This window comes from Atribacterota bacterium, assembly GCA_028717805.1.
In the GTDB taxonomy this organism is placed as follows: Bacteria; Atribacterota; Phoenicimicrobiia; order Phoenicimicrobiales; family Stramentimicrobiaceae; genus Stramentimicrobium.
Genome location: JAQUNC010000031.1, coordinates 1 through 12,568 on the forward strand (window position 1 = coordinate 1; position 12,568 = coordinate 12,568).

12 protein-coding genes are annotated in these 12,568 nt (G+C 30.0%); all 12 read right to left on the bottom strand.

All coding sequences use genetic code 11. The features are described 5' to 3' along the window. Positions 1 to 406 precede the first annotated feature (406 nt). The 12 genes from hslU to trmD all read right to left on the bottom strand — a co-directional run bounded on the left by hslU (position 407) and on the right by trmD (position 12,552). On the bottom strand, positions 407 to 1,843 hold the full coding sequence (gene hslU, locus PHD84_07555) for an ATP-dependent protease ATPase subunit HslU (GenBank protein MDD5637653.1): 1,437 nt from the start codon (positions 1,841 to 1,843) through the stop codon (positions 407 to 409). A 19-nt stretch (positions 1,844 to 1,862) separates the two neighbouring features. Then, the gene (gene hslV / locus PHD84_07560) at positions 1,863 to 2,393 is read right to left on the bottom strand and encodes an ATP-dependent protease subunit HslV (GenBank protein ID MDD5637654.1); all 531 of its coding nucleotides are present in this window, start codon (positions 2,391 to 2,393) and stop codon (positions 1,863 to 1,865) included. A gap of 219 nt (positions 2,394 to 2,612) precedes the next feature. After that, positions 2,613 to 3,533 carry a tyrosine recombinase gene (locus tag PHD84_07565; GenBank protein MDD5637655.1) on the bottom strand — a complete coding sequence of 307 codons (921 nt, stop codon included), beginning with the start codon at positions 3,531 to 3,533 and terminating at the stop codon, positions 2,613 to 2,615. After that, positions 3,526 to 5,631 carry a type I DNA topoisomerase gene (topA, locus tag PHD84_07570; protein ID MDD5637656.1) on the bottom strand — a complete coding sequence of 702 codons (2,106 nt, stop codon included), beginning with the start codon at positions 5,629 to 5,631 and terminating at the stop codon, positions 3,526 to 3,528. Before topA ends, PHD84_07565 begins: the two co-directional genes overlap by 8 nt. Positions 5,632 to 6,083: 452 nt before the next feature. Then, the gene (gene plsY / locus PHD84_07575; protein ID MDD5637657.1) at positions 6,084 to 6,710 is read right to left on the bottom strand and encodes a glycerol-3-phosphate 1-O-acyltransferase PlsY; all 627 of its coding nucleotides are present in this window, start codon (positions 6,708 to 6,710) and stop codon (positions 6,084 to 6,086) included. 8 nt (positions 6,711 to 6,718) lie between these two features. Beyond that, entirely contained in the window at positions 6,719 to 8,050 is a 1,332-nt protein-coding gene (gene der, locus PHD84_07580) for a ribosome biogenesis GTPase Der (protein MDD5637658.1), read from the bottom strand. 39 nt (positions 8,051 to 8,089) lie between these two features. Further along, positions 8,090 to 8,764, bottom strand: coding sequence for a ribulose-phosphate 3-epimerase (rpe, locus tag PHD84_07585; GenBank protein MDD5637659.1), 675 nt, complete (start codon positions 8,762 to 8,764; stop codon positions 8,090 to 8,092). 29 nt (positions 8,765 to 8,793) lie between these two features. Continuing rightward, positions 8,794 to 10,329: a YifB family Mg chelatase-like AAA ATPase gene (locus PHD84_07590; protein ID MDD5637660.1), complete on the bottom strand. Its 1,536-nt coding sequence runs from the start codon at positions 10,327 to 10,329 to the stop codon at positions 8,794 to 8,796. 33 nt (positions 10,330 to 10,362) lie between these two features. Continuing rightward, positions 10,363 to 10,716, bottom strand: coding sequence for a YraN family protein (locus PHD84_07595; protein ID MDD5637661.1), 354 nt, complete (start codon positions 10,714 to 10,716; stop codon positions 10,363 to 10,365). A gap of 2 nt (positions 10,717 to 10,718) precedes the next feature. Further along, complete coding sequence (locus PHD84_07600) at positions 10,719 to 11,435, bottom strand: ribonuclease HII (protein ID MDD5637662.1); 717 nt, start codon at positions 11,433 to 11,435, stop codon at positions 10,719 to 10,721. Positions 11,436 to 11,459: 24 nt separating this feature from the next. Next, on the bottom strand, positions 11,460 to 11,792 hold the full coding sequence (gene rplS / locus PHD84_07605) for a 50S ribosomal protein L19 (protein ID MDD5637663.1): 333 nt from the start codon (positions 11,790 to 11,792) through the stop codon (positions 11,460 to 11,462). Positions 11,793 to 11,811: 19 nt separating this feature from the next. Further along, complete coding sequence (trmD, locus tag PHD84_07610) at positions 11,812 to 12,552, bottom strand: tRNA (guanosine(37)-N1)-methyltransferase TrmD (GenBank protein MDD5637664.1); 741 nt, start codon at positions 12,550 to 12,552, stop codon at positions 11,812 to 11,814. Positions 12,553 to 12,568 lie beyond the last annotated feature (16 nt).

A 12,568-nucleotide genomic window follows, 5' to 3' on the forward strand; every position in this document is an offset into this window, starting at 1 on the left:
ATCTGACCGGTTGAAAGAGACCAGAATTTTTTACTGCCGTAGCGAGGACATGTTTTCATACTCTCTTTATACTGATTTATCAACAGTTTTTCAAGGTTCTAAGTGCAACTTAAGTATGGGATTACCTTAATCTTTATGGTTTATGGTTATAGATATTATAACAATTACAGACATTTAAGGGGAATTATTCTTTTTAAAATTCCCTTCTATATTAATCTTAATAATTACTAAGGTCCTGAATATCTAGCTTTTAGTATCTTGTATTACAAATCTTTATTTTACTTGGGTATAGGTATAAAATTTTGTAGTAATTATACACTCTTTCTTAAAATCTAACTGAGTACATATTGTTCTTTATTTAAAAAGCGTATTTTATAATTTCTGATATTTTTTTGAAATTCCGATACTATAAAATATACTTACTTAAATCTTCTTTTTGAATGATATTTTGTAAACGATTTACAACATATTTCTTGGTTATTATAATTTTTTTCTCACCTATTTTAGGGGCATTAAAGGAAATGCGATCTAATAATTTTTCCATAACAGTGTAAAGTCTTCTTGCTCCAATATTTTCATTTTGTTCGTTTAATACCGAGGCTATTTTAGAGATTTCTTTAATGGCGTCACTATCAAAGTCGAGGTCAATTCCCTCTGTTTTTAGAAGTGCTTTATATTGTTTTATTAATGAATTATCTGGTTCAATAAGTATTTTCTCTAAATCTTCCTGATCGAGGCTGTTTAATTCTACACGCAAAGGAAACCGTCCCTGTAATTCAGGGATTAAATCAGAAGGCTTAGAAACGTTAAAAGCACCAGCAGCAATAAAAAGAATATAATCAGTTTTTACCGCACCGTATTTAGTCATTACAGTTGATCCTTCAATTATAGGCAGAATATCCCTTTGTACTCCACTTCTTGATACATCAGGTCCATACGATTTTTCTTTCATTGCTATTTTATCGATTTCATCAATAAAGACTATTCCCAACTCCTCGGTCCTATGAATTGCCTCTTTTGCTATTTTGTTCATATCCAATAATTTTTCCATTTCATCTTCCAGAAGGATTTTTCGAGCCTCTGAAATTTTAACTTTTTTTCTTTTTTTTCTGCCAGGTAACATTTTATCTAAAATTTCTTTAAAATCAATTCCGATTCCTTCCATTCCCATATTTGAAAATATCTCTATTGAAGAATGGCTTTGTTCCTCAATTTCAATACTAATTTCTCTTTCTTCTAATTCACCTTTTCGTAGTTTATTTTTTAATATCTCTTTTGTTTTTAATAATCTTTCTTTTTGTAAATCATGACTACTCAATGGAGTTTCAATTTCAATTATATTTTTCTCTTTATCAATATTATCAATAGATTGATTGGTTTGAAAATCTTTATAAGAGGTATCTCTCCTATCTTTCATATCAATCTGACTTGTAGGAAGTAATGCTTGTAATATCCTCTCTTCAACTCTTTCTTTGGCATTCCCTCGGACCTCTTCCATTTTTTCTTTACGTATAAGTTGCACTGCAGCTTGTACCAGATCTCTTATCATAGAATCAACATCTTTGCCCACATAACCTACTTCGGTAAATTTAGTAGCCTCTACTTTAATAAATGGTGCTCGAACTAATTTAGCTAATCTACGCGCAATCTCAGTTTTGCCTACCCCTGTTGGACCAATCATTATAATATTTTTTGGAGTTACCTCTTCTATTAATGTTTTAGGCAGCTTTTTTCTTCTAATCCTATTTCTTAGAGCAATTGCAACCGCTTCTTTTGCTTGTTTTTGTCCTACAATATATTTATCTAATTCTGCTACTATTTCAGATGGAATCAAATTCTCCAATACTGTTCCCCCTTCATTATCACTTTAATGTTTCTACGGTAATATAATGATTAGTATAGATACAAATAGAGGCAGTAATCTTTAATGATTCCTGAGCAATTTCTGTAGCAGATAGTTGGGTGAATGAAAGCAAAGCCTGAGCTGATGCTAAAGCATATGGGCCACCAGAACCGATTGCTGCAATAGGTTTATCGGGTTCTATAATATCACCATTTCCAGAAATTGTAAACATATCTTGTAAGTCTGCAACTATAAGTAAAGCTTCTAATCTTCTGAGAGCCTTGTCAGTTCTCCAGTCCTTAGCCAGTTCGATAGATGCTCTTTTTAAATTACCATGAAATTCCTCTAACTTATTTTCAAACCTTTCATATAAAGTAAGTGCATCTGCTGCACCACCAGCAAAACCGGTTAGCACTTTATTATGATAAATTTTTCTTATTTTTCTGGCCTCATTTTTAGCAATTGTATTTCCCATGGTTATTTGTCCATCTCCGGCAATAGCAATTTCATTGTTTCTTCTAACGGCAAGGATTGTTGTCCCTTTATACATAGATAAAATCCTTTCAATTATTACTTATGATATTTCTTCCTAATCTTAAGGATGTTCAAGGGGAATCCTTCCTCTTGAACATCCTTAAGATTCATTTAATTTACACATTATTATTCATGTAGTAAAGATTATTTCTAGTATCAGATATTTTTCGAAATTCTGATAACATAAATGTACTCTTTTATTTTATATTTTATCAGTTTTTTAAAATATTGTTTACTATTTTCTAGGGATAGACTTTTTGTATATTTCAATCAATTTACCTTTAGTAATATGAGTGTAAATTTGAGTGGTTGATAAACTTTCATGTCCCAATAATTCCTGTACAGAACGCAAATCAGCACCACCATTTAAGAGATGAGTAGCAAAGGTATGACGAAAAACATGTGGGCTTATCTTTTTATTTAAACAGGCTAATCGCATATTTTTATTAATTATCATTCTAATGCTTCTGGTAGAAAGTCTTTCACCAAAACAACTTATAAACATAGCTTTTCCTGAAATTGATTCATAATAATTCTTCCTCGGTATCAACTCTCTGACTTTCAAATAATTTTTCAAAGCATTTTTTACAGGTTGACTGAGCGGCAATATCCTTTCTTTGGAACCTTTGCCTAAAACTTTCATTGTATCATCATCCAGACTAATATCATCAGTGTCCAGAGTGGATAATTCAGTCACTCTTATCCCAGTACCATATAACAACTCTAAAATAGCCTTATCTCTAATGCCAATAGGTTTATCTGTTTTTATTGAATCAATTAATCGCAATACTTCTTCCAAAAATAAGAAATCTGGTAATTTCTTTTTAATTCTCGGTATTTGTATATATTCTGCAGGATTTCTATTAATATAATCTTGTTGAACTAGGTATCTATAAAAGACACGGAAAGAAGATATTTTTCGGGCAATTGTTCTATCACTATAATTTTTTTGTTTTAAATAGACTATATAACTTCTGAGCATCTGATAATTCAAATCAGTTAGGCTATCTACCTTTTTAATATCTTTGGAAAATTGGATTAAGCTAATAATATCTTTCATATAAGCATTTATGGTATTTTGAGAAAAATTCTTTTTTTCTTTTAAATATTTTCTATATTCTTTTATATTATTTGTACTTTTTATAATGTCATTCATTTTTCAATGCCTTTTCACGATAATGACATTCTTTGTTACTGCACTGGTAAAAATTACCCTTTCTCTTATTATTAATTTTTACTAGAATTGAACCACAATCAGGACATTTTTTATTCACAGGAGGAAATAAAGAATAAAAATTACAATCAGGATATTTGCTGCAGCCATAAAAGAACCTGCCTTTTTTACTTTTCAACTTAATAATTTCACCAGTACATCCTTCTCTGGGACACAAAACACCTATTTTAGTAAGATAAGGTTTAGTTGGATGTTTAAGTGGAGATTCAGAGCAAGCTAAATATTTACCGTAAGGGCCATTTTTTATTTCCATTAGGTTACCACATACAGTACATTTTTCATCAGTCAACTCCCTTGATTTTTGTATCAATTTGTGAGGTGGATTCTCCTTAAGCCGGTTTATGTTTAGTAATAAAGATTTATAAAAGTTATTTAAAATATTTTGCCAATTATGCTCTCCTGATTCTATTTTATCCAATTCATTTTCCATGATTGCTGTAAATTTTACGTTTATAATATTAGAAAAATATTCCATTAGAAATTGATCTACAACAATCCCTAATTTAGTTGGAATTAATCGTTTATTTTCTTTTTCAACATAACCTCTACTAAGTATTTTATCAATTATAACTGCATAGGTACTTGGTCTACCTATGCCCTCTTTTTCCAATACTTTTACTAGACTTGCTTCATTATATCTAGCAGGTGGTTTGGTAGAGGATTGTTTTGAGTCAATTTCTAATAATTGCAGTTTTTCTTTTTCCCTTAAATCTGGAATAGATACCTTTTCAATTTCACTGTCTCCTAATACTTTTAGGTATCCAGGAAATATTATAGTGGTTCCATTAACTTCAAAGATATAATGACCAGCTCTAATTTTTACATTCCTTCTTTCTAATAAGGCAGATTTCATTTGACTGGCTATAAAATGTTTCCAGATTAATTGATAAAGCTTGTATTGATCTGGCTTGAGGTTGTTCCTGATAGATTCAGGATCTAGATTAATTGAGGTTGGTCTTATTGCTTCATGGGCATCTTGTATTTTTATAGTCACTTTATTTTTTAATTTGGCTAAAGTACTTTTGCTAGACGAAACAAAAATTTTGCCATATTTTTCTGAAATATATTTTTGGGCATTTAGTTTTGCCTCATTTGAAATTCGTGTTGAATCGGTTCTCATGTAGGTAATTAATCCCAATGTTCCTACTCCCGTTATTGAAATTCCTTCATATAATTGTTGGGCAATTTGCATAGTTCTTTTAACTGAAAAATTTAATCTATTGTATGCTATTTGCTGTAATGTACTTGTTTTTAAGGGGAGAGGAGGGTGTTTGTATTCTTTGGTAGTGGTAATTTTGGAAACAGTGAGTTGACATTTTTCAATTTCTTTACAGTATAGTTCAGCTTCTTTTTGATTTTTAATCTTTATCTTGACCTCATTTTTTGAGACTAATGAGGCTTGAAAGGCATTATCTTTTATATCTTTATCTCTTAAAAGTAATACATTGATTTTCCAATATTCTTCAGGTTTGAATGCCTCAATTTCTTTTTCTCTTTTGACAATAAAATGGACTGCCACTGATTGAACTCTACCCGCACTTTTGCCCCTGGTATATTTATAGCATAAAGGGCTAACTTGATATCCAACCAAACGATCTAGTAGTCTTCTGGCAATCTGAGAATTAACTATATTCATATTTAGGTCCCTGGGATTCTCTATTGCCTGTGTTATTACGTTTTTGGTTATTTCATTAAAAGTAATTCTACATTTTTGACTGTTAATATTTAATTCTTTTGCTATATGCCATGAAATAGCTTCTCCTTCTCTATCTGGATCTGTAGCTAATAATATTTTTTCTTTTCCCTCGGCAATATTTTTTATAAATTTAACTACCTGTCTTTTCTCCGGAATTGTAATCCAGGTTGGTTGAAAATCATTTTCCATATCAATACCCATTCTTGATTTAGGCAAATCTTTTATGTGTCCTTTGCTTGAAATAATAAGAAATTTTTCACCTATCATTTCTTTTAATACTCTTTCCTTTGTTGGTGATTCAACAATAATAAGACTTTTTTCCATAAATATATTTTTCTATTTCAGGATATTCAAGGAGAAACTTTCCCCTTGAGAATCCCTTAATTCTCCTTTTAAAATAATAAAGTTATAAGTTATATATTTTATTTATCCTGATATTCATAGTCTTAAGTAATAAATAACTTCAGGATATTCAAGGAGAAACTGCCCCTCCTGAATATCTCTTAAATCAATATATATATGTATAATATATTTAATATTTTTTAATATTGTTTGTAAAACAAGATAGATTTACTTTAAAATTTGTATTTTTCTAAATGGTTTCAGGGATATTTCCCCTGATTACCTTTTCTTTAATCCTTTTTATAATAAATCCTTTTTTCACCCATAGTATAAAAATTATAGGAACTATATACCCAAACTTAATATCTAATTTAGCATATATTTTTATATTAAAAAAGAACATTAAAAATTTCACTACTATAAAATATTAAGTATTATATTCTTTTATCAGTTTTTTCAGGGATTATTTTGTTCTCTTTGTGTTGTATCAATCGAATAATATTAGCACGATGACGTAATAATGCCAATAGATTTATGATTATTAAAAAATACTTAAATTCAAAAGGTGTTCTGAAGACAAACGATAGAATAAACATGCTAAATACTGAAATGATCGAGCCAACCACTGCAAATTTTAGTGTTACTACCAATACTCCCCATATTAATGCAGAGATAAGTGCGATATTAGGGAAAAGAGCAAGGATCACCCCATAGGTAGTAGCTATGCCTTTGCCGCCATTTAATTTCAGAAAAATAGACCAATTATGACCAAAAATAGCAAAAAGTCCTGTTAACAACAAAATACCAATGTTTTCTGTTATTATTAATCTAGCAAGATATACCGATAAAAATCCCTTTAAACAATCCCCAATCAAGGCTAATATGGCATATCTAACACCTAAAACACGAAAAGTATTTGCTACACCAATATTACCACTACCATATTTTCTGATGTCAATATTTTTTAAGTATTTACCTATTAAGTAACCAAAAGGAATAGAACCAAAAGTATAACTGAAAACTAAGATTATAATAATTTTTATTACCATAATTATTTCCATTTTATGCCTTATTTGCTCTTTTCATAAATAAATACAATTGGAATGCCTCTTAAATCAAAGTTTTGAATAAATTGATTTTCTATATACCTTTGATAGGAAATATATAGAAGTTCAGGTTCATTCACAAATATTTTGAAAGTAGGGGGCCTAATTCCGATTTGGGTAATATAATAAAAATGTATTCTTCTACCATTGATTATCTTTGGGATTCTTCTATTTACAATCTTTTGTAAAAAATTGTTTAATTCAGAAGTAGATATTTTGTTATTATATTTGCAAAATATTGCAATGATTGTTTTTAAAACTGGTAAGAAATCTTTTTTAGGATCTATTGCTATTGTTGTCAAAATAGGAGCATTTTTAAGAAATCTAAAGTTATATTTGCTTATTTGTAAAAGGTAGTTCTTGTCAATTTCCTTTTGTTTGCTTATTAAATCATATTTATTTAATAAAACAATACAGGCTGTCTTATCTTCAATAATTCTTCTGGCCAGACGTTTATCCTGCATACTGATAGACTGGGTAGCATCCAAAACTAATAATACTATATCAGCTCTTTTAATAGCTTCGATTGATCTTAAATTACCGTAATATTCGATTTTTTGTTTTACACTTTTTTTTCGTCTCAACCCTGAAGTATCAATAAAATTAAGTCTATATTTATCAAAATTGAGTGACACTTCTATTGCATCCCTGGTGGTGCCAGGGCTATCATCTACAATAATTCTTTCTTCTTTTAAAATGGCATTTAAAATACTGGATTTACCAACATTTGGCTTACCGATGATAGCAACTCTTATTAGATAATCAGGATTTTCACTTAAATCAACTTTTTTGTCTTTATCAGGTATTAAAGATGTTATTCTGTCCAACAGTTCACTAATATTGATTCCCTGTTCAGCAGAAATAAGACACGGTTCCCCCAGACCTAAGTGATAAAATTCACTAAAAAAATAATTCTTATTTTTTATATCACTCTTGTTTATTACTAATATAGTTTTTTTATGATTTTTTCGAATAAATCGGGCAATATCGATATCTTCCTGTTGAATTCCTATCATAATATCCAAAAGAAGTAAGATAATTTCAGAATCAGAGATAGCTTTTATTGCCTGTTCTAAAATCTTTTTTTGTATACTATTTTGTTTATCGATATAATCAATACCACCGGTATCTATTAATGTGAATGATTTACCCTGCCATTGAACTTCTGCATAATTTCTATCACGAGAAATACCGGCTTCAGATAGGACAATAGCTTTTTTAAAACCAATTATACGATTAAATAGAGTAGATTTTCCCGTATTTGTTTTTCCAATAATGGCAACCTTTATACCCATATTTTTAAATAACCACTTAGTTAAGAATGAATTGAATAATTATAATGATTTTAACTTTCTTTGAAGTTTTTTTATCATATTTTCAGGATTTTCAGCTTCAAATATTTCAGAACCGACTACTAAGATATTTGCTCCAATTTTATTTATGGTCTGAATATTCTTGACATTAATTCCTCCATCAACCTGGATATTAATATTTTTCTTATTTTGATCCACTATTTCTCTAGCTTGAGCAATCTTTTGTAACATAGTCGGTATAAATTGTTGTCCACCAAAACCTGGATTAACGGTCATAATCAATATCACATCCAGCTTGTCTAGTACATACTTAATCATATCTAAAGGAGTTGAAGGATTTAGTGCCACTCCCACTGTCAAACCAGAATCAATTATCATTTGTAATGTTTTATCTAAATGCAAGCAAGTTTCAACATGAACAATTAAACTATCTTGAACATGTAACACTTCGGAAAATACTTTTATATATCTTTCCGGCTTTTCTATCATTAAATGAACACTAAGAGGAAGGCTTGTATTTTTTCTAATTGTATCGACTATTTTAGGTCCAAAAGTAATGTTTGGAACAAAATTACCATCCATAATATCGAGATGAATTAAATCAACTTTACATCTTTCTAAAATATGTAGAACTTCACTCAGACAGGAAAAATCAGCATTTAGTATTGATGGGGCTAATCTATTTTTTAACACCATATTAACCTCTTCTATTTAAACAAATATTTTTATATTAAATATTCTCTATCCAGGCTTCTATATTGGATAGCTTCGGCAATATGCACGGTTTGTATTTTTTCCGTTAAAGTAAGATCAGCAATTGTTCTAGCTAACTTTAATATTTTATCATATGCCCGAGCACTCAATTTTAATTTTTCCATTGCATGGCTTAATAAATCCCATGCTTCAATGGATAACGAGCAATATTTTTCGATATCTTTCCGATTCATCTGTGAATTATTATAAATATTTCTACCTTCAAAACGGTTTAATTGTATTTTCCTGGCTTTTTCAATTCTTTTTCTAATTTCACTAGAACAATCGTTGAGATTTTTTCTATTTACTAATTCTTTATAATCTAATCTTGGAACTTCAATCTGAATATCTATTCTATCTAATAGTGGACCTGAAATCCTTGCTCTATACTTTTGAATTTGATATGAGGTACAGGTACATTGTTTAATAGGGTCACCGAAATAACCACAGGGACAGGGATTAGCAGCGGCTACCAGCATAAAGTGAGATAAATAAGTTACTGAACGTAAAGCTCTGGAAATAGTAACCCTTCCACTTTCTATCGGTTGACGTAATGACTCTAAAGCTGTACGGCTAAACTCAGGAAGTTCATCTAAAAATAATACTCCATTATGGGCTAAACTTATTTCTCCCGGTTTTGGCATTGTTCCCCCTCCAATAAGTCCGATATCGCTTATGGTATGATGTGGTGATCGAAAAGGTCTTCTAGTCATGACAGGGTATTTTCTATTAGCTAAATTAGAAATACTGTATAAACGAGTTATTTCAATTGCCTCTTCCAAAGTTAAGCTGGGTAAAATTGTCGGGATACGTTTTGCCAACATAGTTTTACCCGAACCAGGTGGACCAATCATTATCACATTATGTCTACCTGCAGCCGCTACCTCCAGGGCTCTTTTAGCCTGCTGCTGACCTTTGACGTCTGAAAAGTCTACTGAATAGTCATCACTGTGAGTCATTAGTTCTTCTTTATTAACATAAAAATGTTTTATATTAATTTCTTTATTTAAAAATTTAACTACTTGACGTAAATTGGAAACAGGATAAATATTTATTCCATCAACTATTCCTGCCTCTCGGGCATTTTCCTGAGGAACAATAATATTGTTAATACCATTTTTCTTAGCCATTAAAGCAATTGATAACACTCCATTTACTGGCTTTATGCCACCATTAAGAGAGAGTTCACCAATGATAATAAGATTTTTATAAAAAATACTTTGTATTTGTTCATTGGCAGTTAATATTCCAATAGCAATAGGTAAATCCAAGGCTGGTCCTTCTTTTTTGATATCAGCTGGAGCTAAATTAACGGTTATCCTTTGCATGGGAAATTGATATTCAGCATTTCTTAAAGCAGATCTAACTCTTTCTCTCGATTCTTGTACTGCAGTATCAGGTAAACCTACAATATTAAAAGAAGGTAATCCATTGGCTACATCTACTTCTACTTCAACAATAAATGCTTCTACACCTAAAAGTGCGGCACTACAAAGTTTTGAAATCAAGGTATCACCCAAACCTATTATTATATTTAAATTTTATTGATGAAACGCATTAGTAATATGATTTATCTTTATTAAAAAATTATTATTAAAATTAAGAGCTATAACATCAAAGCGAAAAAGCTTATCTTTAATCTTGCGTTGTTTGATATATAGTTCTGCTACTTTTATAATTTTATTTTTCTTATATTGAGTAATTGACTCTTCTGGGGAACCACATATATTTGATCTTCTAGATTTTACTTCAATAAAACAAATACAATTATTCTTTTCGGCAATTATATCTATTTCACCAAAAGATACTTTATAATTTTGCTCTAAAATACGATATCCCTTTTTGTTAAGGTAATATCTGGCAAATTTTTCTCCAGTATTTCCTGTATTATTCATTATTACTCATATAGATTTATTGACTTATATGTTTCTGGGGTATTTATTTTATTGATTATTACACCTTTAAATGTTTTTCGGTGAATAGGACAACATCCATATGCTTTTATCGCTGCGAGATGTTTCTTTGTCCCATATCCCATATTTTGATTAAAGAGATACAGTGGGTATTTTTCATGATATTTCTTCATAAGATTATCTCGATATACTTTAGCTATAACTGATGCCGCAGCTATGGAAATACTTTTATCTTCTCCCTTAATAATACTATCTTGTGATATTTTAATAAATGGAATTTTTAAGGCGTCAACTAACAGATAATCGGGGTATTGATTAAGAGATATGATTGCTCTTTTCATTGCCAGTATAGTTGCCTTTAGAATATTTATTCTATCGATGGTACTGGAATCAACTAAACCTATACCTATATCATAAGATTTTTCCCTAATTAATTTAGATAAATATTCCCTTTTAACTTTGCTTATTTTTTTAGAATCTTTTAAATCTGCAATAAAAAAAGAGTCAATATCCTTTATTACTATTGCCGCAGCAACAACGGGACCGGCTAAAGCACCTCTTCCTACTTCGTCAATACCAGCGATACATTGGAAACCGGAAGAAAACAACTTTAGTTCAATAACTTTTAGTCTTTCTATCCTTACTCTTTCCTGGTATAAAAAATTAATTTTTCTTTTTAAACGAAAAATATCTTCTTTCAATTTAGTTAATCTGATAATGAAAAATTAGGTCATCAATCCCTTTTGTCCAATCCTGTCTCTTAAGAAGTATAATTTAGCTTTTCTTGCTAAACCACTTTTAACGAGTTTAATCTCTTCTATATTTGGAGAATGTATCGGAAAGATCTTCTCAACACCAATACCTTTAGTAACCTTTCTTACGGTAATTGTTTCTCTACTTCCACTATGTTTTCTTGCAATTAAAATTCCTCGGAAAATCTGAGTCCTTTTTCTCTCACCTTCAATAATCTTCTGGTGTACTTCAATCAAATCCCCAGGTTTTGCTTCTAATATTTCTTTTTTTGATTGCTCATCTTCAATATTTTTAATATAATTCATTAGTATCTCCCTTTCTTTTCTAACTGAGTGTTTTTAGATCATTAATCATTTTAAGCTCTTCTTTGGAAAACTTTCTATTAGCTAATAAATCGGGTCTACGAATAATTGTTCTTAATAAAGATTGTTTTATTCTCCAACTTTTAATTCTTTTATGATCACCAGATAATAATACTTCAGGAACTTCATATCCCTTATATTTCTCGGGTCTGGTAAAATGAGGATAATCCAGCAAACCATTATAAAAAGAATCATTCTTTAATGATTCTTCCTTTCCTAATACACCTGGCAACATTCTAGTTATCGCATCAACCAGAACCATTACCGGTATTTCTCCCCCTGTTAAAACATAATCCCCGATTGAAATTTCTTCTGCATTTAATATTCGATAAACTCTCTCATCAATACCTTCGTATCTTCCACAAATAAAAATAATTTTTTCCAAAGATGATAATCTATTCACTATTTTTTGATTAAGAATTTTACCTTGAGCAGAAGTAATTATTACCTTGCTATCAATCCAACTCTTATCTTTTTTAAAAATATATTCTACTGATTCAACTATAGGCTCGGGTTTTAATACCATTCCAGGGCCACCACCATAGGAGTAGTCATCAACGCTCTTATGATTATCTTTAGCAAAATCTCTAATATCTATAATGTTAATATTTACTAAATTTTTATCCTTAGCTCGTTTAATAATGCTTTCTGAAAATGGTGAATTAAACATCTCTGGAAAAATTGTCAAAATCATTATTTCCATTTTTGATCCTATTTGT